The organism is Streptomyces sp. TRD_SC_5 (genome assembly GCF_056836825.1).
In genome coordinates, this window is the sequence record NZ_JBWZZS010000001.1 from 2,568,746 (window position 1) to 2,594,698 (window position 25,953).

Here is a 25,953-nt window from a genome sequence, read left to right on the forward strand (position 1 = left end):
GCCATGAGAGCCGCTAAAGCTGCACGCCCCTGGACCCCTTCCCCGCCCCCTTCGCCGCACCAGGCGCCCCCCGCTTGCGCCGCCCCAGCCGGTGGCCGTTCTGGTCACCCGCCGTACGTCGCCCGTCGAGTCCGAGCCCGATCCAGATGCGGACCTCCGTACCGCCGAGCACCGAGTGCCCGATCCGTACGTCGCCGCCTGTCGACTCCGCGACCCGTCGCACGATGTCCAGGCCGAGCCCCGTCGAGCCGTCCTTCCCGCTGCTGTTGCCGCGCACCAGCGCCGCCTTCGGGTCGGAGATGCCGGGCCCCGCGTCCGAGACGAGGACGATCACGGCGTCGTCGCCGTTGTGCACGTCCACCGAGAAGGCCGTGCCCACGGGGGTGTGCCGGAAGACGTTCCCCAGCAACGCGTCGAGCGCGGCCGCCAGTTCCGGCCGGGCGACCGGGATACGTACCGGACGCTCGACGCCCGCCAGCCGCACCTTCCTGTCCTCGTCCTCCGCCAGCGCCGACCAGAAGTCCATGCGCTCGCGCACGACCTCGGAAACGTCGCACCCCGCACCGGCGCCGGGACCGGCAGCAGCCGCCCCCTGCGCCTGCGCCCGCTGCTCGCGGGCCGTTCGGATGATCGTGTCGACCTCGCGCTCCAGCTGCTCGACCGCCGCCCTGGTCTGCTCGGCTGCCGGCCCCTCGCCCAGCGAGGCGGCGTTCAGGCGCAGCACGGTCAGCGGCGTCCGCAGCCGGTGCGACAGGTCGGCCGCCAGCTCCCGCTCGTTCGCCAGCAGCTGCACCACCTGATCGGCCATCGAGTTGAACGCCACGGCGGCGGACCGCAGCTCGGTCGGCCCCTCCTCGGGGACGCGTACGCCGAGACGTCCCTCCCCCAGGTCGTGCGCGGCGCCCGCGAGCCGCTGGGCGGGCTGGACCATCCGTACGCCCAGCCGGTCCGCGACCGCCACCGAGCCCACGATCAGGGCGGTTCCCACGCCCGCCAGCACGAGCCACGCCGTCGCCACACCATTGCTGACGTCGTCCTCCGGCACGAAGACCTCCACCACAGCGATCTGTCCGCTCCCGATCGCGGTCGGCTGGAGCAGCGCGAAGCCCCCCGTCACGTCCGAGATCGAAGCGCGGCCGATCCGCCGCGTGGTCTCCAGGTCCTGCTGCGCCGCCCGGCGCCGCCCGATCTCCAGCGGCAGGCTGCCCGGTTCGCCGGAGGCCGGCACGTGCACGGCCATGCGCCCCTCGATGCCGACCTCCGTCGTCTGGACGGCCCGGTTCAGCGAGTCGCGGTCGGTGGTGATGGACAGGGTGGGGCCGATGGTGGCGGCCCAGCGTTCGGCGTTGGAGAAGGCCCGGTCCCTGGCCATCTCCTTGATGACCAGTCCGAGCGGTACGGCGAAGGCCAGCACGACCATCACCGTCACCGCCAGGCTCACCTTGACCAGTGCCCACCTCATCGCGGCGGCTCCAGTCGCGGCGGCTCCAGCTTCACTCCGACCCCGCGCAGGGTGTGCAGATAGCGCGGGTTCGCCGCCGTCTCGCCGAGCTTGCGCCGCAGCCAGGACAGGTGGACGTCGATGGTCTGGTCGTCGCCGTAACTCTGCTGCCACACCTCGGCGAGCAGTTCCTTGCGCGGTACGACGACTCCGGGCCGCCCCGCGAGAAAGGCCAGCAGGTCGAACTCGCGGCGGGTCAGGTCCAGCCGCCCGCCGTCCAGCTCCGCCTGCCTCCTCAGCGGATCGATGGAGAGCCCGCCGACCTGGATGGCCCCGGACGGGCGCTCGGCGCCCGCGACGGCGCGGGAGCGGCGCAGTACGGCGGCCATGCGGGCGGACAGGTGCTCGACCGAGAAGGGCTTGACGAGGTAGTCGTCGGCGCCGTCGTTGAGCAGCCGTACGATCTCCGCCTCGTCGTCGCGCGCTGTGGCGATGATCACGGGTACGTCGGTGATTCCGCGCAGCATCTTCAGCGCCTCCGACCCGTCGAGATCGGGCAGACCGAGGTCGAGAATGACAACGTCGAAGCTGAAATGGGCGACCTCGCGCAGCGCCTCGAGTGCCGTACCGACGCTGCGCACCGTGTGGGTGGCTTCGGTCAGGTGCCGGATGAGGGCGGAACGTACGAACTGGTCGTCCTCGACCACGAGCACACTTGCCATGGGCGGCACCGTACGCCATGTGGGGTATGCGGGTCCCCCTGGGACGCGGGTCTGCCGGGTGGTGCAGTATGGCCCCGATGCAACGAGGATTCGTACACGCCGTCGCGTGGTCGCTCGCCACGGGCGCAGCGGTCACGCTGTCGTGGTGGGGCGTGCACACGGTGATGTCGGGGACGGCGTACGACCCTCCGCAGGCACTCCCGATCCCCACCGACGTGCCGCAGCGGAGCGGCACCGCGCAGGGCGCGAAGCCGCAGTCGTCGTCGACGCGGCGGCCCGGGGACGGCGACACGGACAAGACGCCGTCCACGTCGCCGGAGCACGGCAAGTCTCCGTCGGACAGCCCGGCCGGCCAAGACCGGAACACCCCTCCCCCGAGCCGTACGCCGGACGGTCCCGGCGGCCCGTCGTCGGGCTCCCGGTCGCCGTCGAGTCCGCCGGCGACCGCGAACGGCCAGGTCAAGAGCTACAACACCACCGGCGGCCGGGTCACCTTCGACCTGGGGAAGACCTCCGCCACACTGGTCTCGGCGACGCCCGCGACCGGCTGGTCGATGCAGGTCTGGAAGGACCCGAAGTGGATTCGGGTGGAGTTCACGGGGGGCGCCGCGAAAGTCTCGGTCTTCTGCACCTGGCACGACACCGCGCCGAGGGTCGAGATCGTGAAGTCCTGACCCGCGTGAGGTCACTTGAAAGCGCCCGGCGGCGGTTGCGGTGACGGCCGCGCGCTCGCGTCGGTGACGACGGCCGCGCCGCCCGTGAAGTCCGCCAGTTCCCGGCCGTGCTCCACCCGCCCCGGGTGCGGGTCGGTCGCGATGCGCCGGGTCCATTCGGCGATGGGCAGCGTACGGTCCGACGCCAGCAGCACCGCGTTGCCGAAGCGGCGGCCGCGCAGCACGGCCGGGTCGGCGGCCAGGGCCAGCTCGGGCCAGACGGCGGCGGCGGTGGCGATCTGACCGCGCACGTACGCGAGGGGCGGGCCGTCGGCGAGGTTGGCGGCGTAGAAGCCCCCGGGCTTGAGCACTCTGCGTACGTCGGCGAGGAACTCGGTGCTGGTGAGGTGCCCGGGCGTACGGGCGCCGCTGAACACGTCCGCGACGACCAGATCCGCCCAGCCGTCGGCGACCTTGCCGAGGCCGGCGCGGGCGTCGAGGGAGCGGACGCGGATACGGGCCTGGGCGTCCAGCGGAAGTTCCCTGCGCACCAGCTGGACGAGCGCCGCGTCCACCTCCACGACCTGCTGGGTGGACCGGGGGCGGGTGGCGGCGACGTAACGGGCCATGGTGAAGGCGCCGCCGCCGAGATGCAGGACGTGGACGGGCTGCCCCTGCGGGGCGGTGAGGTCGATGATGTGGCCGAGCCTGCGCTGGTAGGCGAAGTCGAGGTAGGACGGGTCGTCGAGGTCCACATGGGACTGCGGGGCGCCGTCGATCAGCAGGGTCCAGCCGCGCGGGCGGTCCCGGTCGGGTATCAGCTCGGCGAGTCCGCCGTCGACGTGCGCGACGACAGGCTCGGGGGCGGCGCGCTCGCGCCGCTTGTTGTTCTTTGCCACGCAGCCAGTATCGACTGCCCCGGCCGGATCGGTTCAGCGCACGCGGTCGGCCGCTTCGATCAGCCGGGCCGCCTCGCCGAGAGCGGCCCTGAGCACGGCCGGGTCGGTGACCGGGCCCGTGTCGGTGGGCGGCAGCAGCCAGCCGGTCCCGGTGATGGGCGGCTCCGGCACCAGGGGCGGGGCGTCCACCCCGATGTCGCCGGTCAGCGCCACCGGGATGCGCAGGCCGCGCCCCGAGGTCTGCGTACAGGCGCTGCCCGGCATGTCCCAGCCGTCCGCGGTGCCCGGGGGCACGAGGAAGCCGAGGGTGGCGCAGGAGCCGTCGTGCAGGACGGGGCCGACGGCGGGGGCCGAGGTCGCGGCCCGGCGGATGATGTCCACCGCTTCGAGGCCCTGACGCACCGGGACCGTCACCAGGTCGCACGGCTCTGCGCCGGGACTTCCCGCGGGAGGTGGAACGGTGCTGAAGTCCTGGCTGGGTCTGTGCTGAGCCGTCGACCGTGAGCCCGGCCGTGGGCCCGGCCGTGAGCCGCTGATCTCCATGTCGGCCTCCAACAAGGGAACCCCTCCTCGCTCGAGCGGGAGCCGCGCTCCCTCTCCTCATGGTTCAACGCGCGGCGCTGTCAACGGCTACGGTGCCGCGCCGCCGCAAAGGATGGCAGTTCATGGCAAATCTTGGGTGAGATATCCGGTTTGTAGCGAAACACCGCGTGTTCGAGCCGTCACAGCCGGTACGTTTTTGCTCCGCCGAAGCACGCGAACCTTGCGGGAGGTCTTGGCCATGCCGAACAACGACTTCCGCCGACTGCGAGGGTCCCGTTCGCCGGCCGAATTCGCCGCCTCGGTCCGCAGGGCGGCGCGTGAGATCGGTGAACAGGTCGCATGCGACGCCCGCTACATCGGCCGCGTCGAGGCCGGCCAGATCCGCTGTCCCAACTACGCGTACGAGCGCGTCTTCCTGTACATGTTCCCCGGCCTGACGCTGGCGGACCTGGGCTTCTGGGCCCGCGAAACGGTACGTGGCAGGGGGGCGCGCACCACCACGACCCCTAGCCACAGCGACGAGGAGAGCGACGTGCTGCGTCGCGCGTTCATGACGAGCGGCACCGCCACCATGGCCGCCGCATCCCTGGGACTCGGCACCGCGCCGGGTGCCTCTGCCTCTGCCCCCGCCCACCCCTCTGCCGCCGCGCCCTTCCCGGATGCCTGCGGCATGCCGGCCGCTCACCGCCGGGTCGGGGAGGCCGAGGTGAGCGCCGTGGAGGACGCGGTGCGGCAGATCCGGCTGCTCGACGACCGGCACGGCGCCGACGGCCTCTACAAGCGGGCCGCACAACCGCTGCGTACCGCCTACGCCCTGCTCGACGCGAGTACGACGTCCCGCAGATCCATGGCGGACCGGTTGCACACCGGCGCCGGTGAACTCGCCCTCTCGGTGGGCTGGCTGGCGCACGACTCGGGCCGCTTCGACGACGCCCGCTCGCACTACGCGGAGGCACTGGCGACGGCCCGGGTGGCCGGTGACCCGGCGCTGGAGGCCCACGCGTTCAGCAACTCCGCGTTCCTCGCGCGCGACACCGGGCGGCCGCGCGAGGCGGTACGGGCGGCCCAGGCGGGGCAGCGTGCCGCGCAGCACGTGGCTTCGCCGCGGCTGCTCTCGCTGCTCACCCTGCGCGAGGCCGGCGGCTGGGCGGGGCTCGGTGACCGTACGGGCTGCGAACAGGCGCTCTCCCGCGCCAAGTTCCTCTTCGAGCGCGGCACGGCGGACGCCGACCCCGAGTGGATGAGCTTCTTCGGGGAGGCGGAGCTGGAGGGGCTCGAGGCGCAGTGCTGGTCGGCGCTCGGCGACTGGGCGCGCGCGGCCCGGCACGCCCGGCGGGCGGCGGCCCTCCAGGACCCCCACTTCACCCGGAACCTGGCCCTCTACAGCGCGGAGCTCGCGGATGACCTGGTCCGCGCCGGGGCGCCGGACGAGGCCGCGGCGGTGGGAGAGGGCGTGCTGGACCTGCTGGAGGACGTCCAGTCGTCCCGCGTACGGACGATGCTGTCCGAGACGACCCGCGTCCTGCTGCCGCACCGCCGCTCGCCGTCGGTGGCCCCCTTCCTCGCCCGCCACGCGACGGTCGAGCCCGGGGCCCGAGGCTGAGCGCCGGCAGTAAGCACCGAGGCCGTACGTAAGCACCGGGGCCGGGCCCGGCGCCGTACGTAAGCACCGGGGCCGGGCCCGGCGGCAGCGCTCGCTCTATCGCAGCGGGCTCTGGCGGGCGAGCGGCGGCTCCGGGAAGGGCGTCCCCGGGCCGCCCGCCGCCCCGCTGTCCTGCCTCAGCGTGAGGCCTCCTCGGGGTGGACCTCCAGGTTTCCGGACACACTCACGGCGGGCAGATGTTCCCGCTCACCGCGGTCACAGCGCTGTCCAACCCGGTCAGCGCCGGGCTCGGCAGGGTCGACGACACGGCCCTGTATGTGACCAGCGGGGCGGGCTTCTTCGGCCCGCCGGTCCGGGTCGGCGTCCCGGCGGACATCGCCCTGCTCGAACTCCGCGGCCCCCGGATCCGGCCGGGCCGCTGAACCAGCAGTACGCAGCCGGCTCCCGAAGCGATGCTTCGGGAGCCGGCTGCGTCGTTACGGCGGTCAGGCCATGAGCGCGTCCGGTCAGCCGCCCAGATGCCCGACGTCGTTCCAGCGCTCGATCGCCGGGTCGCCGTACGCCCAGCCGAGGACCGACAGGGACGTCGGGTCCAGCCGGATGCGGGCGGCGAACGACACGTCCAAGCCGAGCCAGCGGGCTCCCAGCGCGCGCAGGATGTGGCCGTGCGCGAAGATCAGCGCGTCCCGGTCGGCCGAGTGCGCCCAGGCGATGACCTCGTCCGCGCGGTCCGAGAGCTGCTGGAGCGTCTCGCCGCCCGGCACCCCGTCGCGCCAGATGAACCAGTCGGGCCGCTGCGCCTTGATCTCGGTCGGCGCCATGCCTTCGTACGCCCCGTAGTCCCACTCCATCAGCGCGTCCCACTCCTGCGCGCGGTCGCCGAACCCGGCGATCGCGCAGGTCTCGCTCGCCCTCCGGAGCGGGCTCGTGCGCACCTCGGCGTCCGGGAGTCCGTCCAGCGGCGCCCGGTGCAGGCGCTCGCCGAGCAGCTTCGCGCCGCGCCGGCCTTCGTCGAGCAGGGGGATGTCGGTCCTGCCGGTGTGCTTCCCGGACAGGGACCATTCCGTCTGTCCGTGCCGGGCCAGCAGGATGCGCGGTGCCATGACGATGTCTCCCTGGACGGTGCGAAGGGGGCGTACTACGAGCTCGTGCGGGTCGCTTCACGGGCGGAACGGGCCGCCCGCACCATCATCGCGCACGCGGCCCAGGGGCAACCTCCGGGGCGTTTTCCACGTCCCCCTTCTCGCGCACCCGGTGTGCGCACATGTTCTCGTACGCCGTACGGTTGAAAGGGTGGCCAGTCAGCCCGTAGGCCGCACATGCAGACAAATGGAGAGCGTCCGGATGCAGGACACCGCGCCCCGCAAAAGACCCCGCTGGTGGACCGAGCTGCTGCTCATCGTGGTCGTATACGCCGCGTACACCGGCGGGCGGCTGTTCGTACGCGGCGGCGAGGCGAAGGCCGTCGAGCACGGTCTGGCGATACTGCGCGCCGAGAAGCTCCTGCGTCTGAACGCCGAACACCCCCTCAACCGGCTGTTCACCGAGCACGCCTGGCTCGGGATACCCGCCGACTTCGCGTACGCGACGCTGCACTACCTCGTCACCCCCGCGATCCTCGTCTGGCTCTTCAGACGGCGCACCGCCGGCTACCGGGCCGCGCGCACCTGGCTGATGCTTTCGACCCTCCTCGGTCTGGTCGGCTTCACGCTCCTGCCGACCTGCCCGCCGCGCCTCCTCGACGCCGGACACGGCTTCGTCGACACGATGGCGCAGTACAGCATGTACGGCTGGTGGGGCGGCGAGGCGAGTGCGCCGCGCGGACTGGGCGGGATGACCAACCAGTACGCGGCGATGCCGAGCCTGCATGTGGGGTGGGCGCTGTGGTGCGGGGTGATGCTGTGGAAGCACGGGCGTACGCCGCTGATGAAGTCGCTCGGTGTCGCGTACCCGCTGCTGACCACTTTCGTGGTGATGGGAACGGCCAACCACTACTTCCTCGACGCGGTCGCGGGCGCCGCCGTGATGGGCGTCGGACTGGCTCTGACCAGGCCGTTCATGCGGCTGGCCGACCGGGTGCGGGAGCGGTTCACGCCGGTGCGGGGCGGCGCGGAGTACACGGTTGCCGACGGCGTTGTCAGTGCCGGATGCGAGACTTCCGAGGGTGAACGAATCCCTGGGCAGCGGACCCGAACCCACACCTCCGCGAGTGCCTCCGCAGGTGCCTCCCCAGGGGGCGGCACCGACGCGGACGCAGGCGCCGGCGACGGCGCTCCGGCAGCGGCTCGCTGAGCTGCGCGGCCCGTCCGTCCCGCCGCTGCCCCTGGACGCCCGCGCGCTGGCGGCGCTCGCCGCCAACCCGGGCTGCAAGCGCCGTGCGCTGCTCGACGGCGCGGGGGTGGACAAGGCGGCGCTGGCGACGGCGCTCGGGTCCCCTTCCGCGTTCGGCCAGTCGCAGTTCGCCTTCATGCGGGGCAATGCCTTCGAGGCCCGGGTCAAGGCCGACGGCGGCACGGAGCTGATGCGGCTGCTGTACGAACGCATCGGCGCCGGCGCCGGGTGCGAGCCGCCGGTCCCCGGCGAGACGCACGTACCGGATCTGGCGGCGGCGGGACCGGAGGGCCGGGCGGCCCGTACGGCGCTGGCGCTTCGCGAGGCCACGGCGGCCGGGATCTGGACGCTGCTCGACCACCCGATGCTGGCCCTGGAGGTGGCGGGCTCGCCCGCGTACCTGGAGCCGGACGCGGTGGTGGTGCACCCGGACGGGCACTGGACCGTGGTCGAGATCAAGTCCTTCCCGATGATCGACGACTCGGCGGACGCGGCGAAGGTCGGCGCGGCGGCCCGCCAGGCCGCGGTGTACGTGCTGGCGCTGGAGCGGGTCGCGGCCAAGGTGACGGGCGCACAGGTGCGGCATTCGGTGCTGCTGGTCTGCCCCAAGGACTTCTCGAACCTGCCGACGGCGTCGGTCGTCGACGTACGCAAGCAGCGGTCGGTGACCCGGCGCCAGCTGGAGCGCCTGACGCGCATCGAAGACCTCGCCGCCGCGCTCCCCGAGGGCACGACGTTCGACGTGGACCGCCCCGCGAAGGAGCTGGCGGTGGCGGTCGAGTCGGTCGACGCGGCGTACGCCCCCGAATGCCTGGCCGCGTGCGAGCTGGCCTTCCACTGCCGGGAGAAGGCGCGGGCGGCGGGCGCGGTGGAGGCGCTGGGCCGCGGTGTGCGCGGCGAGCTCGGCGGTCTGACGACGATCGGCGAGGTCCTGGCGGCGGCGGAAGGCACGGCCGGCGACCCGGCCGACCCGACGGTGGCCGCGTTGCGCCGGGCGGCGGCGCTGCGGTCGGAGGCGCTGCGGGCGGCGGCCCCGGCGGGGGCGGGGACCCCGTGCTGACGCCGCCCCCGGCCCGGCTCGGGCCCCCGGAACGCCCTCCGGGCGTGTCCTCGGCCAAGTCAGTTGCTCCCGGGCAACTTCCAGCCCGTCCGGCGTTTGCGCGGGGTCTGGGGCGGAGCCCCTCACGCGGCGGAGCCGCAAGATGTCACAGCGGGAAGGGGCGGGTAGGGGAACGTGCCCACCGCCCACAGAAAGGCGCCACATGTCGCTGATCAGCACGCTCGCGCGACTCGACGCCGTGCGCACCGGACGCGCACAGCCACTGGCCACCGTCCGGCACCGGCACCTGTCCGAGCGGCCGATGGTGTTCGTACCGCTGACCACCGCGGGCGAGGCCGGGGCTCCGCTCGGGGCGCTCGTCGGCACCGACCGGGACGCGCCCCGGCTGCTCGCCGTGACGCAGCCGCGCGACCGCGACCTGCGGTTCGCGTTCCTCGCGGAGCTGGCCGAGTCCGTCCTGCCGTACCTCGACGGGTACGCCGACGACGTCGAGGCGGCCGAGCGCAACGAGACCGATCCCGAGACCGGGAAGCGGGTCAAGGTCGAGGTCGAACTCTGCGCGGACGCACCACAGTTGATCGTCCCGAGCCGAGCGGGCATCGCGTACGTACGACTCCTCGGCCGGTCGATGCGCTTCCGGCGTACGGCCGAGCAGGATCCGGACACGCCCTACCCCGCGCCGCCGCACATCCCGCTGCTCGGCCGCTGGCTGACGCACTACGGCGAGCGCGCCCGGGTGCCCGGGTCCTCCCTCCTCCTGGCGGCGACCGATCTGCTGGGCCGCCACTGGGCGACCGGGCAGTCCGATCTGGAGGACCAGCACCTGGGCGCGCTGCTCGCCTGGATCGACCCGACGAGCCCGGCGGGCGGCTCGGACGGGTCGGGCGGCTCGGACGGCTCGGGGGCCGAGGCCGCGCTGCGGGCGGAGCTGGGGAGGGACAGGGACGGGCAGTTGGTGTGCCCGCCGGCCGGCCCCGCGACCGACCCGGCGTTCGACAACAAGCTGCTGGCCCCCGCCATCGACCGCTACGACCGGACCCGCAAGGCACTCGCCGCCGCCGAGGACGGCCTGGCGGCCGACGCGCACCTGGGCGAACTGGCCGCCGCCGAGCGGCACATCCGCGATCTGCTCGCCGCCCAGATGCGGCCCACCTGGAACGCGGTGTGGCGCGGGCTCGACCTGCTGCGGGAGCTGCCGGAAGGGACGCGCGCCACGGACCGCTGGACACGCGACCGCTGGTCGTACACCGGCCACCGCGACCGCGTCCGGGCCGGGGAGCCGCCGCAGCCCCGGCGCGACGACGCGGTGAGCGCCGCGCAGAAGCTCGCCTCCCGCGAGACCGCGCAGGCGCAGCTGGAGGCGCAGGAGGCACTCGACGATCCGCTGGTGATGGCCGGGCGCCGGCTCGCGGGCGAGGCGTTCACCAGCGAAGTACTGGACGTGGTGATGACCATGAGCGAGGGCAAGCGGCCGAGCCCCCGCCCTCTGCTCACCGTCCGCACGGACGACGCCCCGCACCTGGGCGAGCGTACGAAGGTCTACCGCTCGCTGGACGGCAGGCCGCAGACGGCGGAGTTCGTACGGTACGAGGACGAGCCCGGGGTCCTGGTGCTGCGGGTGACCGACAAGATGGGGCGCGGCAAGGAGCCGGCGCCGGGGTCCGTGCCGGAGAAGGGCGAGCGCATCTGCTGGACGCTCTTCGAACACGACCAGCGCGGCGGCCCCCAGTTGCCCGACCCGGAGGCGACCCCATGGACCCACGGCGGCCCTCCGGGCACCGACGCGGAACGCCCCGATCCGGTGACGCCGGAGGACACTCTGTGACCCGCCCCGCCCGTGCCACCACCGCGCCGGCGCCCGCCGGCCGGGCCCCCGGCGACGCGGCCACCCGCCCGGGCCCGCCACCGCTCGGGTCTCCCGAGCCCCACCCCTCCGCACGCCGCCCTGCGGCGGCATCCGCCACCACGATGTCCTCGGAGGATCTCCTGTGAACCATCCCCTCTCCGCCGGGGCGCCGCGCTTCGACCCCGGCGCCGAGGCCGGCCGTGCGACCGCGTCGATCCTTCACGACACGCTGCACGGCGCCCACCGCGGCGTCGTCGTGGACTCGCCGCCCGGTGCGGGCAAGTCGACGCTCGTGGTGCGGGCCGCGCTCGAACTGGCCGCTGCCGGTCGCCCGTTGATGGTGATCGCGCAGACCAATGCCCAGGTCGACGACCTGGTCCTGCGGCTCGCGGAGAAGGAACCGGACCTTCCGGTCGGCCGCCTCCACAGCAACGACACCGACCCGTACGACAAGGCCCTCGACGACCTGGGGCACGTACGCAAGTCCGCGAAGGCCGCCGACCTGGCGGGTCTGGACATCGTCATCTCCACGGCCGCGAAATGGGCGCACGTGAAGACCACGGACCCGTGGACGCACGCGATCGTCGACGAGGCCTACCAGATGCGTTCGGACGCGCTGCTCGCCGTGGCCGGGCTCTTCGAGCGGGCGCTGTTCGTCGGCGATCCGGGCCAGCTGGACCCGTTCTCCATCGTCGGCGCCGATCAGTGGGCGGGACTGTCGTACGACCCGTCGGCCAGCGCGGTGTCGACGCTTCTGGCCCACAACCCCGAACTCCCGCAGCACCGCCTCCCCGTCTCCTGGCGGCTCCCGGCCTCGGCGGCGCCGCTCGTCTCCGACGCGTTCTACCCGTACACGCCCTTCCGCAGCGGTACGGACCACGGCGACCGGCGCCTCACTTTCGGCGTCCCGTCCGACGGCTCGGGACCCGACCGGGTCCTGGACGAGGCGGCGGCTTCGGGATGGGGCCTGCTGGAACTCCCGGCCCGGCACACCCCGCGCACGGACCCGGAGGCGGTGGGTGCGGTGGCACACGTCGTACGCCGCCTCCTGGACCGCGGCGGTGCGGCGGTCAGCGAGCGTTCCCCCGATCCGGTCCCGCTGACGGCCGACCGCGTCGCGGTCGGCACGGCCCACCGCGACCAGGCGGCGGCGGTCCGGGCGGCGCTGGCCGACCTCGGTGTCGTGGGTGTCGCGGTCGATACGGCGAACCGTCTCCAGGGCCGCGAGTTCGACGTAACGGTGGTGCTGCACCCGCTGTCGGGCCGGCCCGACGCGACGGCGTTCCACCTGGAGACGGGCCGGCTGTGCGTGCTGGCGTCGCGGCACCGGCACGCGTGCGTCGTGGTGTGCCGGGAGGGGGTGGCGGATCTGCTGGACGAGCACCCTTCGACGGAGCCGGTGCAGCTGGGCGTCACGGTCAAGTTCCCGGACGGCTGGGAGGCGAACCACGCGGTTCTGGCGCACTTGGCGGAACACCGGGTGCCGTACCGGGGGTGAGGGGCTGGACAGTGCCCAGGGGCCGGCTTTGTGGCCCCGGCAGCGGAACAGGGCCGCACACCCGTACGCGCACCTGAGGCGTACTTGCACGGTCCGGGACAATGGACGGTGGCCATCGAGCACCCATGGCCGCGAGAGGGAAGGAAAACTCATGGCGGAACCCGAGCGCGCCGAGCGGCGGCTGCGCCCCGCGCCGCTGCTCTTCGAGCCTTCGGAGGCAGCCGCCGATCCCGAGCACTTCTTCGACCTGGAGTCGATGGAAGACCCCGGTCAGCTGCTGGAGCGTGCCACGGAGCTGACGCTCGCGTTCCGGACCGCGACCGACCGGGCCACCGAGTTCCAGGCCATCGCGGCCGCCCAGCTCGCCGACCCCAAGCGCTTCGACCGGCTGTCGGCGGCGGACATCGCGCAGCGCGCGGACTGGACCGAGGACTACGCCAAGAAGATGGTCGAGTTCGGCCGCGACCTGCTCCGCGGCCCGAAGCACCCCTAGCAGTCGCACAGCCGCAGCAGCCGCAGCCGAATGAGACTCCGGAGCCCGTGATCCACACCGGTCACGGGCTCATGGCATATGCCCGCGCGCAAGATACCCCCTACCGCCCCGCCGTGTCCCGCTTTCTGGAAACACACCGAAACGGAACGGCTACTGCCGGTAGATGTAGACGTCATGACCGCCTGCAAGCAACACGACGTCCCCGCGTACCCGCACTCCAACACCCCCGCCCAGGTCACCGCCGCCGGCGCCGCCTGGCTCGCCTCCGCCGCCGCGTACCCGCGCAGCACTCTCTCGCTCTGGGAGGCGCGGCCCACCGATTCCGGCGTCCTGCCCTGCGGCTCCGCGTTCGACGTCGTGAGCGCCCCGGCGATCTTCGGCCGCCGGATGCTGGACCGGTTATGGGCGGACGGGCCCGGCTCCGGCCCGGTCGCCACCCACCGGGGCCGCATGCTGCTCTTCACCTGCCCCGGCACCGCCCAGCGCCTCCCCTCGCTGCTCGCCTGGGAGGAGTGGGGTCGTGCGGGACGTACTGCCGAAGGTGGCGTCGGCGGCGACGGGAAAGCCACCGTGCCGCCGGTCCTGTGCCATGGGACGGGCGACGCCGTGACCGTCCCGCCGCTCAGCGCCCCGGTCGCCCCCGCCGGCGCCGGACCGCGCTGGCTGGTCGCCCCCGACGTGCGCCATCCGTGGCTGCCGGGCGCCGAGGCGATGCTCTGGGCGTGTGTACGGGCGGCCCGCCCGGGACCGGGCGCCGAGGCCCGGATATCGATTTTTCCTCCCGCCGATCCGGGTGCTAATGTCTACGACGTCAGCAGGCGCCGCTAGCTCAGTTGGTTAGAGCAGCTGACTCTTAATCAGCGGGTCCGGGGTTCGAGTCCCTGGCGGCGCACAGACGGGAAAAGCCCCTCGCGAGAGCGAGGGGCTTTTTCGTCGCCCGGGCCGGGGCGGGGTCAGACGCCCGGCGTGATCTGCACCGTCCACGCCCCCGAGCGCGTACGGTCCGCCACCTCCACCCGGGTCCCCTCCCCCGGCACCGTGAACGTCTCCCCTTCCCGCACGGGCGCGTCCGCCAGCGGCGGATACACCGACCGGTCCCAGCACGCGTCGCTCCGCGGGTGGGCGTCCACGACCTCGATCGGCCCGCCGCCCGAGGCCGCCCCGTTGCGCACCCGGTAGATCAGTACGCCCTCCGTGCACAGCGACTCGTCGTTGCCGGCCCCGCTCCGCACCTCGATGGCGAGCACGCTGCCCTTGCCCGTCCGTACGACCGCGAGCCGCGTACCGCCCGTCGCGCCATGGGGCCGCTCGGCGCCCAGCGGTTGCAGCGTGAGCCGGGTCGCGCCGGTGCCCGTCACGCAGGCCACCTGCCCGCGGTCCAGCCAGCCGAGCTTCCACTTGTGCCAGCCGAAGAGTTCCGGGGCGAGCCCGAACTGGCTGCCCATGACGTCCCAGTCCCCGACGTACGTGTCCCAGTCGCCCTTGCCGTCCACCGGCCGGTGGTAGAGATCGGGCAGGTCGAAGACGTGGCCGGTCTCGTGGGCCAGCACGTTGCGGTCCGGCGGGTGCTGCTCGAAGACGGTGACGATGCGCTTGATGTCCCGGCCGTCCGCGTGCAGCGGCTTGTCGAAGTTGACGACCTTCGTCGCGTCGGAGTCGACGCCGGGCGCGTCCGGGTCGGCAACGAGATAGACGATGTCGTACTGCGTGAAATCGACCCGCTCGTCCGCCGCCGCCACCGCGTCGCGCAGGTACGCCGTGCGCTGCCCGGCGTCCCAGTCGCGCTCTATGCCGTACGCCGTGGAGTCCTGCGGCATCTCGACCCACTCGCGCTGCGGATGCGCCCGCAGGTCGAACTTGCCGTACGAGGCCCGCCGGAAGAAGTCGCTGGTGGACGGGAAGTAGTCGGTCACGAGTTCGTCCGGGGTGGTCGTGGGCGCCGAGTCGGGGAAGGCCAGGAAGATCATGACCGCGTTGAGGGTGTTCACGGGGCGCGGGTAGGCGCGGTTCCAGGTGTCGAGGCCCAGCGAGTGGTGCGCCGCGGTGCGCGTCAGCACGCACGGCCCGTCGTTCTGCGCCGCCACGGCGGGGCCCGCCACGAGCGAGGTGGCGGCGAGCGCGGTGAGGGAGGTGAACACGGCGGCCGTACTGCGCAGGCGCTCGCGCCGGCATCGGCGGGACGGGTCGGCTCCCCCGGGTGTCTGCTGGCGGACCACGTCGACCTCCGGGTGCGGAAATACGGGGCACGCCACCCACATTGTTGCGTTTTCATGACGTATGCCCTGTTCCACTGCCCCACACGGGTGACCGGGGCCTCCAGCGGCCGCCAACGGCCCGACACCCCGACGGGCTCACGGAAAGTCACAATCGATCACGTAGGAACACCACAAGGCACACCTGTGCAGAAACGATCGTCCGCGGGCGCCAGGTGCTCCGCGTCACGGTGGTGCAGCTGGATCGGCCCTCCCGGCAGCCTCTATGATCGGCACACTTTCCCGCGTGGAATCCGCCCCTGGCGGGGCTCTTCACCCCGCCGACGACCCCGACGACATCTGTACGCGATCAATGCCCTGCGGGAGCGAGCGGTGAGCGGAACCTCCGAAGGACCCGGTTCAGCCCCCGACACCACCATCCGACCGCCCGTCACACAGAGTCATGCGGTCGGCCGCACCGCGTCCGAGCTGCGCGACTACCGGGCGGCCTTTCACGCCGCGCACCTCGCCATGGCCGTCGTGGACCGCCAGGGACTCGTCGTCACCGCCAACCCCTCCCTCGCCGCGCTCCTCGGCACGGACGCCGTCCAGCTGCGCGAACAGTGCGCCGCGGACCTCCTCGATCTGGCGTCCGACGCCCGCAGCTTCCACGCCTACCTCGAGGTTCTCGCCGGCCGACGCGCCCGATTCCGCTGCACGCGCAGGGTCAAACACCCGGACGGCCGCTCGCTGTGGGTGGAGGTCGCCATCACACCCGTACCGGACAACGGAACGGTCCTGCTGTCGGTCACGGACACCAGCGACCGTCGGGAGCTCCAGGCCAGGCTGCGCCATCTCCAGATGCACGACCCGGTGACGCGGCTCCCGAACCGCACGCTCTTCTTCGAGCGGCTCACCTCCGCGCTGGAGAATTCGGCGTACGACGACGGGGGGACCGGCCGGATCGGCGTCTGCTATCTCGACCTCGACGGGTTCAAGGCCGTCAACGACACCCTCGGCCACCGCGTCGGCGACCGGCTGCTGACCGCCGTGGCGTCGCGGCTGGCCCGGTGCGCCGACCAGTACGGCTACGCGCGCGCCGGCAGCCATCTGGTCGCGCGGCTCGGCGGCGACGAGTTCGCGCTGCTCGTCGAGGACTCCACCGGTACGGAACAGCTCGCGGACCTCGCCCAGGCCGTACTGACCGCCCTTCAGCAGCCGTTCGACCTGGCCGGGCAGCGGCTGGCGGTGTCCGCGTCGATCGGGGTCGTGGAGCGGGTCGCGGCCGGGACGACGGCGACCGGTCTGATGCAGGCGGCGGACACGACGCTGTACTGGGCGAAGGCGGACGGCAAGGCGCGCTGGACCCTGTTCGACCCCGAGCGCAACGCCCACCGGATGACCCGTCAGGCGCTGTCGAGCACCCTGCGGCCCGCCGTGGAGCGCGGTGAGTTCACGCTGGAGTACCAGCCGCTGGTGGACCTGGAGGGCGGGGGCGTGCGGGGCGTGGAGGCGCTCGTCCGCTGGGAACATCCGCAGTTCGGGACGCTGGCGCCGAATCGGTTCATCTCCATCGCGGAGGAGGACGGCTCGATCGTCCAGCTCGGCCGCTGGGTGCTGCGGACCGCGTGCCGGCAGGCGAGGCAGTGGCAGATCGAGCACCCGGGCAACCCGCCGATCTTCGTCAGCGTCAATGTCGCCGTACGCCAGGTCTGGGACTCCGACCTGGTGGCGGATGTCGCCGGCATCCTGGCAGAGACGGGCCTCGCGCCGAACCTGCTGCAACTGGAACTGACGGAATCGGCGGTGATGGGGTCGGCGGGGCGGCCGCTGCAGGCCTTGCAGGCGCTGAGCGACATGGGCGTACACATCGCCATCGACGACTTCGGAACGGGCTACTCGAACCTTGCCTACCTGAGCCGGCTGCCGGTCTCGGTGCTGAAGCTGGACGGGTCCTTCGTCCGCGGTTTCCAGGACGAGGCGCACGCCAACCCGGCCGACGAAACGATTGTCGAGGCGCTGGTGCAGCTCGCGCACCGGCTGGGGCTGACCGTGACGGCCGAGTGCGTGGAGACGTCGGGGCAGGCGGCGCGGCTGCGCCGGATCGGGTGCGACACGGGGCAGGGGTGGCTGTACTCGCGGGCGGTGACGCCGGAGCGGATCGCCGCGATGATCGCCGTCAGCCCGCAGCGGGTCTGACGGCGACCGTCGCGACGTTCTCGACGTCAGGCCCTCGGCAGGCCGTACGCGTCCGCGATGAGTTCGTACGAGCGCAGGCGGGCGTCGCCGCCGTGGGCGTTGGCGGTGATCATCAGCTCGTCGGCGCCGGTGCGCTTGGCCAGGTCGTCGAGGCCGGTGCGGACGGCGTCCGGGGTGCCGTGGACGACGTTGCCGAGCCAGCTGTCGACGAACTCCCGCTCCATGGAGCTGAAGTCGTACGCCGCGGCCTCTTCGGGTGTCGGGATCAGACCGGGACGGCCCATCCGCAGCCGGACCATCGACAGAGCGCCGGTGAGGACCTGGCGGCGGGCCTCCTTCTCGTCGTCCGAGGCGAGGGCGGATACGCCGATGAGGGCGTACGGGGCGTCGAGGACGGCCGAGGGGCGGAACGACTCGCGGTAGAGGTCGAGCGCCGGAATGGTGTTCTGCGCGGAGAAGTGGTGGGCGAAGGCGAACGGCAGACCGAGGGTGGCGGCGAGGCGGGCGCTGAAGCCGGAGGAGCCGAGCAGCCAGATGGGCGGGCGGGCGGCGGGGCCCTGGACCGGGCCGGGGACGGCGTGAATGCGGGCGTACGGATGGCCGTCCGGGAAGTCGTCGTCGAGGAACCGGGTCAGCTCGGCGAGCTGCTGCGGGAAGTCGTCGGCGCCTTCGCGGAGCCGCTCTGTGCGGCGGAGGGCGGCGGCCGTGGCCCCGTCCGTGCCGGGGGCGCGTCCGAGGCCGAGGTCGACACGGCCGGGGGCGAAGGCTTCGAGCGTGCCGAACTGTTCGGCTATGACCAGCGGTGCGTGATTGGGCAGCATGACGCCGCCGGAGCCGAGGCGGATGCGGTCGGTGTGGGCGGCGATGTGGGCGAGGATCACGGCCGGGGAGGAGCTGGCGACGCCGGGCATGGAGTGGTGCTCGGCGACCCAGTACCGGTGGAAGCCACGGGCCTCGGCCTGCCGGGCGATGGCGACGCTGGTACGCAGGGCGGTGGTGGCGGTGGTCCCGCTGCCTACCGTTGCCAGGTCGAGTACGGAAAGGGGTACTGGCGCGCTTCCGCTCGCCGTGCCTCGGATCGCGTCCACCGGTTTGTCCTCCTGCGTTGTTGTGAGGTGCGGGGTACGTGCAACGAATGCGGCAACGGGAGGGGGGCTCCGGTTATTCCCCGCAGGCGCTTAGGTTCGGCCGGCGAACAGCTCGCCCAGTCGCTTCGCACGCACCCGGCGCCCCGCCAGCCGCAAGCCCTCCCACACCGTGACCTGGTTCGCCGTGAGGACCGGCTTGCCCAGCGCCTCCTCCAGCTCCGGGACGTACGCCGCCGTATGCAGCGCCGTATCCGGCAGCAGTACCGCCTCCGCGTCCGGATGGTCGCCCGCGCGGGCCAGCGCCAGGACCTCCTCCCGGCCCCATGTGCCCACCTCCGCGGCGGTGATGATGCCGCTGCCGCGCGCCGCGACCACCTTGATGTCCGCCGCCTTCAGGAAGTCGGCGAAGTACGCCGTCACGTCCTCGGGGTACGTCGCCGCCACCGCGACCCGCGCCGCGCCCACGTCCCGTACCGCGTGGGCGAAGGCGAACGACGTGCTGGACGCGGGCAGGCCGGCCGCCTGCGCCAGCAGGCTGACCTGGTCCTGCGCGCCGTCCCAGCCGTGCACGAAGCTCCCGCTCGTGCAGGCCCAGACCACCGCCTCCGCGCCCGCGAGCCGCAGCTCCTCCACCCCGGCCGCGAGGCGCGCGGGCGAACCCATCTCCAGGAGGGCGTCGACGCGGTGCGCGTCCTCGCCGATGTCGGTGTGCACGACGGACAGCCGCACATCGCTGTCGAGCAGCATTTCGATCCGCGGATAGTCGTCCTCCGCGGAGTGACCCGGGTAGAGAAACCCGACCGCTGTCATGATCACCCTTCTTGTTGCTGTTGCTGTTGCTGTTGTGGCTGCGGCTGTGGCTGTGACTCTTCCGGTGCCCGAGTCCGCGTCCGCGCCACCCGCGCCGCCTCGTCGATCAGCAGCCGCTGGTACGGGCCGACCGCGCACGCCCCCACCCGCCGCAGCGCGCACCACATCGTGACCTGGTTCGCGGACAGCACCGGCATCCGCAACTCGGCCTCCAGCTGCGGGATCACGTCGTACGTCGGCAGATTCGTGCAGCTGATGAAGAGGCAGTCCGCCGCCCCCACCACCGCCTGCCTCGCCATGTCGACCACATCCCGGTAGGGGACCTTCCAGATGTGCCGGGTCAGTCCGAGAAAAGCGCGTCCCGTGACCGCTATCCCGGCTTCCGCGAGATATTCCTCCAGGGAGCTGGTCACGGATTCGGTGTACGGGGTGACCAGGGCGATCCGCCGCGCGCCCAGCACGGCGAGGGCGTCGAGCAGCGCGCCCGACGTGGTGACCGCCGGCAGCTCCCCGGCCTGCGTCATCGCCGCGCACATCTCACGCTCGCCGCGCACTCCGCCGACGAAGCTCCCCGACGTACAGGCGTACGCGACGACTTCCGGCGCCACCGCGCACAGCGCCCGCACCGCCTCCCGCAGCGTCTCGTGCTCGCTGACCAGCCGGGCCAGGTCCAGGCTGACCTCGACGGGAACGAAGGGCGTGCGGGTGAGGTGCAGCGAGATCTCGTCCGGGACCCAGCGCCACAGTTCCCGGTCCAGCGCGAAGTCGAAGGGGGCCACGACGCCTACACCGCGCTGTGGCCTTGGTCCGCCGAGGAAGGAGATGTCCAATGCGGCCCCCAGGTGCGTGTGTTGACGACCGTAGATTCGGGTGCGAGCGTGGTCAATCCATACATCAATCCGCACATCTCAGACGTGTCGAAGGGGTTTCGCCCTCATGTCCCAAGAGACCCTTCTGGTCCTCGACGCCGACCCTCCGCCCCGCCTGGGCCGGCTGGCCGGACGTGCCCGCATCCTGCACGGTGACGAGTCCACGCTCGCCCGTCAACTACCGCTCGCCGACGTGCTTCTGGTCTGGGACTTCACCTCCGACGCGGTACGCCGCGCCTGGCCGGGCGACGGCCCACGGCCGCGCTGGGTGCACACCGCGAGCGCCGGCGTCGACCACCTCATGTGCCCCGAGCTGGTCGCATCGGACACGGTGGTGACCAACGCCCGCGGGATCTTCGATCTGCCGATCGCCGAGTACGTCTCGGGCCTGGTCATCGCCATGGCGAAGGACCTGCCCGGCACCCTGGAGCTCCAGCGGCAGCGGCGCTGGCGCCACCGCGAGACCCTGCGGGTGGCGGGCAGCAGGGCGGTGATCGTGGGTTCCGGGCCGATCGGCCGGGAGATCGCCCGCCTTCTCCAGGCCCTCGGGGTCGTCACGGCCCTCGTCGGCCGCACCGCGCGCCCCGGCGTGCACGGCGCGCGGGAGCTGACTCCGCTGCTCTCACGCGCCGACTGGGTGGTGTGCGCGGCGCCGCTGACCAACGCGACACGCGGGATGTTCGACGCGGCGGCCTTCAACGCCATGCCGCCGTCGGCCCGCTTCATCAACGTGGGGCGCGGTCCGCTCGTCGTCGAGGACGATCTCGTCGCGGCCCTCCAGAAGCGGTGGATCGCGGGGGCGGCGCTCGACGTGTTCGGCGAGGAGCCGCTGCCGCCCGAGAGTCCGCTGTGGGACGTTCCGGGCCTGGTCGTGTCCCCGCACATGAGCGGCGACACGGTCGGCTGGCGCGACGAGCTGGGCGCGCAATTCGTCGAGTTGTACGAACTGTGGGCGTCCGGAAGCCCCCTGCCGAACGTGGTGGACAAGAAACGTGGGTACGTCCCCATGCATGACTGACCTGAACGCACTGACCGCCCGGCAACTTCTGGCCGGGTACGAGAAGCGTGAGTTCTCCCCCGTCGACGCGACCCGGGCCGCCCTGGCCCGGATCGAAGCCGTACAGCCGCTCGTCAATGCCTTCGTCCGGGTCGACGCGCGAGAGGCCCTCGCGCAGGCGGAGGCGTCCGCCGCCCGGTGGCGCGCGAAGGAACCACTGGGCCTGGCCGACGGGGTGCCGGTGTCGGTGAAGGACCTGCTGCTGATGCGCGGCGGGCCGACGCTGCGGGGCTCCAAGGCCGTACGGCCGGACGGGAACTGGGACGAGGACGCGCCGTCGGTCGCGCGGCTGCGCGAGCACGGCGCGGTGTTCCTCGGCAAGACGACCACTCCGGAGTTCGGATGGAAGGGCGTCACCGACTCGCCCCTCTCCGGCGCGACCGGCAATCCGTACGATCCCTCGCGCACGTCGGGCGGCTCCAGCGGCGGCAGCGCGGCGGCCGTGGCGCTCGGGGCGGGCCCCCTGTCGCTCGGCACGGACGGTGGGGGTTCGGTCCGCATCCCGGCGTCCTTCTGCGGGATCTTCGGCCTGAAGCCGACGTACGGCCGCGTCCCCCTCTACCCTTCCAGCCCCTTCGGGACGCTCGCGCACGTGGGCCCGATGACGCGGGACGCGGCGGACGCGGCGCTGCTGATGGACGTCATCAGCGGCCCCGACTGGCGCGACTGGTCGCAGCTGGCGCCGGGCGGGAGCATGACGGCGGCCCTGGACGAGGGGGTGAAGGGCCTGCGGGTGGCGTACTCGGCGTCCCTCGGCGGGCAGGTGGCGGTACGCCCCGACGTGGCGGAGGCGGTACGCGCGGCGGCGGAGAAACTGGCCGAGCTCGGGGCGTACGTCGAGGAGGCGGACCCAAACTTCGCGGACCCGGTGGAAGCCTTCCACACCCTGTGGTTCAGCGGGGCCGCTCGCGTGGTGCAACACTTCGGCACCGAGCAGGGGGAACTGCTGGACCCGGGCCTGCGCGAGATCTCGACGCGGGGCGCCCGCTACAGCGCGCTGGACTACCTGGCGGCGGTCGATGCCCGCATGGAGCTGGGCCGCCGCATGGGCCGCCTCCACTCGACGTACGACCTGCTGCTCACGCCGACACTGCCGATCACCGCCTTCGAGGCCGGCGCGGAGGTGCCGAAGGGGTCGGGGCATCACCGCTGGACGGGGTGGACCCCGTTCACGTACCCCTTCAACCTCACCCAGCAGCCGGCGGCCACAATGCCCTGCGGCCTGGACGCCGACGGCCTCCCGATCGGCGTCCAACTGGTCGCGGCACGCCACCGCGACGACCTGGTGCTGCGCACGGCGCACGCGCTGTACGGGGCGGGGGTGGCGGGGGTGGTGCCCCCGCCTCAGCTGTAGCCCGGCCGCGCTGCCGTACGCTCCGTCGCGACCTCGAACCACACGGTCTTGCCGATCCCGCACGGTCGCGGCTCCGCACCCCACCGCTCGGAGAGCGCGTCGACCAGAGCGAGCCCGCGCCCCGTCTCGTCGTCCGGCGACGCGTGGCGCGAATGCGGGAGCACGGCGCAGGCATCCGACACCTCGATGCGCAGGAGGTCATCGCGTACGGCGAACCGCGCCGAGATCTCACGCCCGGGCGCACATCCCGCGTGCCGCAGGGCATTCGTCACGAGCTCGCTGAGCAGCAGGACACCGGTCTCGGCGGCGGCGTCGGGGACCTTCCACTCCCGCGCCTGCTCGGCGAGGAGCGTACGGGCGCGGCCGACGCTGCGGGGGTGGCGGGGGAAGCGCCACTCGATGTGGTCGTTCATGACTCATACCGTCCCGGAATGGGCATAGCCTGGCGGAGTAACGGCTCGCGTACAGAGGGCGGTTGTACCCATGGCAAACCTCGAACCACCCATGGCCTGGCGATACTGCGGCGACCAGATCAAACGGTGGCGCGAGCAGTCGGGCGTCACCCGCGAGGCACTGGCCAAGGAGGCCAGTTGCAGCTACGAGTACGTCAAGTCGATGGAGGCGGGGCGGCGCAAGCCGACCTCGCACCTGCTTCAGGTGGCGGATTCGCTGTGCGGGGCGGGTGGGTTGCTGGTCGGGGCGCGGGAGTTCCTGGTACCGGACAAGTTCCCTTCGTTCTCACAGGACTTCATCCGCTACGAGGCAGAAGCCATCGTTCTCAGCTGGTACGAACCGCAGCTCATCCCGGGTCTGCTTCAGACCGAAGAAACGGCCCGAGCGCTGCTCAATGCCCACTGGCCGCCGCTGGACGACGAGACGATCGACATCCGCGTAGCTGCCCGGCTGGACCGACAGCGCGTGCTGGAGAGGCGCACCAGGTTCTTCAGCTTCGTCATCGCGGAGACAGCCTTGAGGCACCCCATCGACAGTGCGGCATCGCATCGCCGGCAATTGCAGCGCCTCCTGGACGTCGGCGAGCAGCGAAACCTGAGCATTCAGGTGCTGCCGACCGGAGGCGCACATCCGGGACTCAACGGTCCCATCGTCCTACTGGAGACCGCCGACCATGAGCACCTCGCATATGAGGAGGGCCAGGCGACGGGGGTGTTGTACTCCGACCCGGAGAAAGTGGGCGTCATGACGCAGCGGCATGCCATGATCCTTCGGATGGCCCTCAGCCCCGAGGAGTCTGCACGCTTCATTGCCAAGTTGGCGGAGGAACTGTGAGCACCGAGCTGGCATGGTTCAAGTCGAGTTACAACGGCACCGAGGGCGGCAACTGCGTCGAAGTCGCCCTCGCCTGGCGCAAGTCGACGTACAGCGGCACCGAGGGTGGGGCCTGCGTGGAGGTGGCCACCTGTCCCCACACCGTCCACGTCCGCGACTCGAAGCTCACCGACGGCCCGCAGCTCGCCCTCCCCGCCGCCTCCTGGGCGGCGTTCCTCACGTACACGACGCACAGCTGAGGAACAGGCAACCCAATGACGCTGCCAGCCACACGTGACGGTGCCGGGCAGGTCAGATCACCGGCGGCCTGCCCAAGCGGCCCATGTGCCATACAGTGCGCCAGCGCATGGGACGCCGCTCGCCGCACGGCGTACGTACGCCCTCGACGAATCCGCCGAACCATGCCCGGAGGCCCGCCGCGGATCGCGTGCGGGACAGCGTGAGGACGATCCACGTCCCGAGGTAAACCGGCACCAGAACGGCGGGCAGGTGGCGGCGCGCCATCCAGACCCGGTTTCGGGCTGTCATTCGGTAGTACACCGCATGCCGGGCCGGTGACGTAGGCGGGTGCTGGAGGACGAGTTCCGGCTCGTAGAGGATCTTCCAGCCGGCGTCCAGGGCGCGCCAGGCGAGATCGGTCTCCTCGTGGCCGAAGAAGAAGGCGTCCGGCCACCCGCCGATCCGGTCCAGCATCGGCATGGACAACGCGTGTCCGCCACCGAGGAAGGTCGTCACCAAGCCCCGGCGCATCGGGTCACCGGCCCGCAACCTGGGCACATGCCGTCGCTGCGTCAGTCCGGTCTCGTCCGCGATCCGAAAGCTGACGATGCCCAGGTTCAGGTCGGAGGCATAAAGATCCGCGACGCGGCGAACCACGTCGGCCGCGATCAAGAGTCCGTCGTCGTCCAGGTCAACCAGAACGTCGACGTCTCCGAATTCCTGCAGTCGCTCCATCGCCACGTTGCGGCCGCCGGACACCCCGAGGTTTTCGTCCACCTCAACGCCGATCACCCATTCGGGCAGCTCAGGCAGGGGTGCCCCATTGCCAACCACCACCACGTAGGCGGCGGGCTCGTCCTGTTTGGCCACCGAGTCGAGCAGAGCCCGCAGCTCCGCCGGCCGATTGCCCATGGTCAGCACGGCCACACCCACACGCGGTCGGGACACGTCCGGATCTCCAGATCTCGGTGACGGCGATAAGCGGCGAGCTTAGCGGCCCCCGTCATCTGCCAGACATTCGGAAGGAACCCCAGCCATGCCGTCCATTCACCTTGCCGGCTACGTCCGCGGCGCCACCCTGGGCCCGACCAGCACCACTGCCTATGGGCACTTGAAGCGGTACGAGCCCCACCCAGCGGCCACGCGAATGGTCGCCACCGCACAACTGTGTTCACCATCGCGACCTCGAACCTCAACGAACCAGGCGCGAGCTGGTCACGCCCGGCGGAAGCTCAGCGTCTCCCCCGCCGCGCCCGCGCGCCACAGGTCCTGGCAGGCCTCCGCCATGCGGTCCAGGCCTTCCACCACCGTGCCCCAGACGATGCCGGGGACCCAGCCCGTATCGCCGTTGAGCAGCAGGTTGTTGCGTTCGTAGAAGAGGGCCAGGTCGACTACTCCGTGGCCGGGGCGGAGCGTGGGCTGGGGGCCGTAGCCGTGGGACGACGTGCCCAGCTGGGTGTCGGAGAAGGCGAAGTAGCAGAGGTCGCCGGGGATGGGGGTGACAGTGGGGTTCTCCAGCGGCGGCTCCTGCTCGGCGAAGGGAGATACCAGGGCGTAGATCTCATTGCGGGCGTACTTCGCGTGATAGACATCCCCGCCAAGAGGAAGCGCCTGCCACACCGCCTCGCACGTGACCGGCGCCCGGTCGTCCAGGAGTTTCGCGGTGCAGCGCACACCGCGCTTGTCGAGCGATACGTCCACGAATCGGTCGGTCATGTCCCCATGGTCCCCAGCGGGTCAAGAGCGCACGCGCCGCCGCACCCGCCGCGACATGGGCCGGAATTGATCG

General features: G+C 72.2%; 25 protein-coding genes, 1 tRNA gene and 1 pseudogene. 15 read left to right on the plus strand and 12 right to left on the minus strand.

Features of this window, described 5'->3' with window-relative positions; translation table 11 throughout:
* Window positions 1-13 precede the first annotated feature (13 nt).
* Together AC1P0E_RS11755 and AC1P0E_RS11760 are read right to left on the minus strand one after the other, a co-directional pair.
* Window positions 14-1,462 carry a sensor histidine kinase gene (locus tag AC1P0E_RS11755; protein ID WP_482742123.1) on the minus strand — a complete coding sequence of 483 codons (1,449 nt, stop codon included), beginning with the start codon at window positions 1,460-1,462 and terminating at the stop codon, window positions 14-16.
* Window positions 1,459-2,163, minus strand: a complete 705-nt coding sequence (locus AC1P0E_RS11760) for a response regulator transcription factor (RefSeq protein ID WP_482742124.1) — start codon at window positions 2,161-2,163, stop codon at window positions 1,459-1,461. The genes AC1P0E_RS11755 and AC1P0E_RS11760 overlap by 4 nt, the downstream gene beginning before the upstream one ends.
* A 77-nt stretch (window positions 2,164-2,240) precedes the next feature.
* On the opposite strand from AC1P0E_RS11760, the gene AC1P0E_RS11765 reads away from it, so the two are divergent.
* A complete protein-coding gene (locus AC1P0E_RS11765) occupies window positions 2,241-2,837 on the plus strand; it encodes a hypothetical protein (RefSeq protein WP_482742125.1) in 597 nt (198 codons plus the stop codon).
* An 11-nt stretch (window positions 2,838-2,848) separates the two neighbouring features.
* Here AC1P0E_RS11765 and AC1P0E_RS11770 read toward each other — a convergent pair whose 3' ends face one another.
* Together AC1P0E_RS11770 and AC1P0E_RS11775 are read right to left on the minus strand one after the other, a co-directional pair.
* Window positions 2,849-3,715: a spermidine synthase gene (locus tag AC1P0E_RS11770; protein ID WP_482742126.1), complete on the minus strand. Its 867-nt coding sequence runs from the start codon at window positions 3,713-3,715 to the stop codon at window positions 2,849-2,851.
* 33 nt (window positions 3,716-3,748) lie between these two features.
* Window positions 3,749-4,258 carry a hypothetical protein gene (locus tag AC1P0E_RS11775; protein ID WP_482745728.1) on the minus strand — a complete coding sequence of 170 codons (510 nt, stop codon included), beginning with the start codon at window positions 4,256-4,258 and terminating at the stop codon, window positions 3,749-3,751.
* A 238-nt stretch (window positions 4,259-4,496) separates the two neighbouring features.
* Between AC1P0E_RS11775 and AC1P0E_RS11780 the strand changes: the two genes are divergently transcribed.
* Both AC1P0E_RS11780 and AC1P0E_RS11785 read left to right on the plus strand, forming a co-directional pair.
* The gene (locus AC1P0E_RS11780; RefSeq protein WP_482742127.1) at window positions 4,497-5,861 is read left to right on the plus strand and encodes an NsdA family TPR-like regulatory protein; all 1,365 of its coding nucleotides are present in this window, start codon (window positions 4,497-4,499) and stop codon (window positions 5,859-5,861) included.
* Between the two features lie 194 nt (window positions 5,862-6,055).
* Window positions 6,056-6,283, plus strand: a pseudogene (locus AC1P0E_RS11785) (metallophosphoesterase); the annotation flags it as partial.
* A gap of 84 nt (window positions 6,284-6,367) precedes the next feature.
* Here the strand turns inward: AC1P0E_RS11785 and AC1P0E_RS11790 are convergent.
* A complete protein-coding gene (locus AC1P0E_RS11790; protein ID WP_482742128.1) occupies window positions 6,368-6,964 on the minus strand; it encodes a histidine phosphatase family protein in 597 nt (198 codons plus the stop codon).
* 226 nt (window positions 6,965-7,190) lie between these two features.
* Between AC1P0E_RS11790 and AC1P0E_RS11795 the strand changes: the two genes are divergently transcribed.
* From AC1P0E_RS11795 to AC1P0E_RS11825, 7 genes are all read left to right on the plus strand, one after another.
* Entirely contained in the window at window positions 7,191-8,153 is a 963-nt protein-coding gene (locus AC1P0E_RS11795; RefSeq protein WP_482742129.1) for a phosphatase PAP2 family protein, read from the plus strand.
* The gene (locus tag AC1P0E_RS11800; protein ID WP_482742130.1) at window positions 8,083-9,252 is read left to right on the plus strand and encodes a hypothetical protein; all 1,170 of its coding nucleotides are present in this window, start codon (window positions 8,083-8,085) and stop codon (window positions 9,250-9,252) included. Before AC1P0E_RS11795 ends, AC1P0E_RS11800 begins: the two co-directional genes overlap by 71 nt.
* 202 nt (window positions 9,253-9,454) lie before the next feature.
* Window positions 9,455-11,077 (plus strand): hypothetical protein, encoded by a 1,623-nt coding sequence (locus tag AC1P0E_RS11805; RefSeq protein WP_482742131.1) that lies wholly within the window; start codon window positions 9,455-9,457, stop codon window positions 11,075-11,077.
* A 163-nt stretch (window positions 11,078-11,240) separates the two neighbouring features.
* Window positions 11,241-12,596, plus strand: a complete 1,356-nt coding sequence (locus AC1P0E_RS11810) for an AAA family ATPase (protein ID WP_482742132.1) — start codon at window positions 11,241-11,243, stop codon at window positions 12,594-12,596.
* Between the two features lie 151 nt (window positions 12,597-12,747).
* Complete coding sequence (locus AC1P0E_RS11815; RefSeq protein ID WP_482742133.1) at window positions 12,748-13,089, plus strand: hypothetical protein; 342 nt, start codon at window positions 12,748-12,750, stop codon at window positions 13,087-13,089.
* A 174-nt stretch (window positions 13,090-13,263) separates the two neighbouring features.
* The gene (locus tag AC1P0E_RS11820) at window positions 13,264-13,917 is read left to right on the plus strand and encodes a hypothetical protein (protein WP_482742134.1); all 654 of its coding nucleotides are present in this window, start codon (window positions 13,264-13,266) and stop codon (window positions 13,915-13,917) included.
* A tRNA-Lys gene (locus AC1P0E_RS11825) sits at window positions 13,908-13,981 on the plus strand. The genes AC1P0E_RS11820 and AC1P0E_RS11825 overlap by 10 nt, the downstream gene beginning before the upstream one ends.
* Window positions 13,982-14,042: 61 nt before the next feature.
* On the opposite strand, the gene AC1P0E_RS11830 is transcribed toward AC1P0E_RS11825, so the two are convergent.
* Window positions 14,043-15,305 (minus strand): M6 family metalloprotease domain-containing protein, encoded by a 1,263-nt coding sequence (locus tag AC1P0E_RS11830; protein ID WP_482742135.1) that lies wholly within the window; start codon window positions 15,303-15,305, stop codon window positions 14,043-14,045.
* A 369-nt stretch (window positions 15,306-15,674) separates the two neighbouring features.
* Here AC1P0E_RS11830 and AC1P0E_RS11835 point away from each other — a divergent pair, with 369 nt between their 5' ends.
* Window positions 15,675-17,480 carry a putative bifunctional diguanylate cyclase/phosphodiesterase gene (locus tag AC1P0E_RS11835; protein WP_482742136.1) on the plus strand — a complete coding sequence of 602 codons (1,806 nt, stop codon included), beginning with the start codon at window positions 15,675-15,677 and terminating at the stop codon, window positions 17,478-17,480.
* Between the two features lie 26 nt (window positions 17,481-17,506).
* Here AC1P0E_RS11835 and AC1P0E_RS11840 read toward each other — a convergent pair whose 3' ends face one another.
* The 3 genes from AC1P0E_RS11840 to AC1P0E_RS11850 form a co-directional block, all read right to left on the minus strand.
* On the minus strand, window positions 17,507-18,568 hold the full coding sequence (locus tag AC1P0E_RS11840) for an LLM class flavin-dependent oxidoreductase (RefSeq protein WP_482742137.1): 1,062 nt from the start codon (window positions 18,566-18,568) through the stop codon (window positions 17,507-17,509).
* Between the two features lie 90 nt (window positions 18,569-18,658).
* The gene (locus AC1P0E_RS11845) at window positions 18,659-19,378 is read right to left on the minus strand and encodes a maleate cis-trans isomerase family protein (RefSeq protein WP_482742138.1); all 720 of its coding nucleotides are present in this window, start codon (window positions 19,376-19,378) and stop codon (window positions 18,659-18,661) included.
* Window positions 19,379-19,380: 2 nt separating this feature from the next.
* Window positions 19,381-20,208, minus strand: coding sequence for a maleate cis-trans isomerase family protein (locus tag AC1P0E_RS11850; protein ID WP_482742139.1), 828 nt, complete (start codon window positions 20,206-20,208; stop codon window positions 19,381-19,383).
* Window positions 20,209-20,314: 106 nt separating this feature from the next.
* Between AC1P0E_RS11850 and AC1P0E_RS11855 the strand changes: the two genes are divergently transcribed.
* Complete coding sequence (locus tag AC1P0E_RS11855; protein ID WP_482742140.1) at window positions 20,315-21,265, plus strand: D-2-hydroxyacid dehydrogenase; 951 nt, start codon at window positions 20,315-20,317, stop codon at window positions 21,263-21,265.
* Window positions 21,258-22,658 carry an amidase gene (locus AC1P0E_RS11860; RefSeq protein WP_482742141.1) on the plus strand — a complete coding sequence of 467 codons (1,401 nt, stop codon included), beginning with the start codon at window positions 21,258-21,260 and terminating at the stop codon, window positions 22,656-22,658. Before AC1P0E_RS11855 ends, AC1P0E_RS11860 begins: the two co-directional genes overlap by 8 nt.
* Here the strand turns inward: AC1P0E_RS11860 and AC1P0E_RS11865 are convergent.
* Complete coding sequence (locus AC1P0E_RS11865; protein WP_482742142.1) at window positions 22,649-23,071, minus strand: ATP-binding protein; 423 nt, start codon at window positions 23,069-23,071, stop codon at window positions 22,649-22,651. The genes AC1P0E_RS11860 and AC1P0E_RS11865 overlap by 10 nt on opposite strands.
* Window positions 23,072-23,141: 70 nt before the next feature.
* Between AC1P0E_RS11865 and AC1P0E_RS11870 the strand changes: the two genes are divergently transcribed.
* Window positions 23,142-23,945 (plus strand): helix-turn-helix domain-containing protein, encoded by an 804-nt coding sequence (locus AC1P0E_RS11870; protein ID WP_482742143.1) that lies wholly within the window; start codon window positions 23,142-23,144, stop codon window positions 23,943-23,945.
* Window positions 23,942-24,184 (plus strand): DUF397 domain-containing protein, encoded by a 243-nt coding sequence (locus AC1P0E_RS11875; protein WP_482742144.1) that lies wholly within the window; start codon window positions 23,942-23,944, stop codon window positions 24,182-24,184. The genes AC1P0E_RS11870 and AC1P0E_RS11875 overlap by 4 nt, the downstream gene beginning before the upstream one ends.
* Window positions 24,185-24,236: 52 nt before the next feature.
* Here the strand turns inward: AC1P0E_RS11875 and AC1P0E_RS11880 are convergent, their stop codons facing one another.
* Window positions 24,237-25,112, minus strand: coding sequence for a glycosyltransferase family 2 protein (locus tag AC1P0E_RS11880; protein ID WP_482742145.1), 876 nt, complete (start codon window positions 25,110-25,112; stop codon window positions 24,237-24,239).
* A gap of 267 nt (window positions 25,113-25,379) precedes the next feature.
* Complete coding sequence (locus AC1P0E_RS11885; protein ID WP_482742146.1) at window positions 25,380-25,880, minus strand: DUF3830 family protein; 501 nt, start codon at window positions 25,878-25,880, stop codon at window positions 25,380-25,382.
* Window positions 25,881-25,953 lie beyond the last annotated feature (73 nt).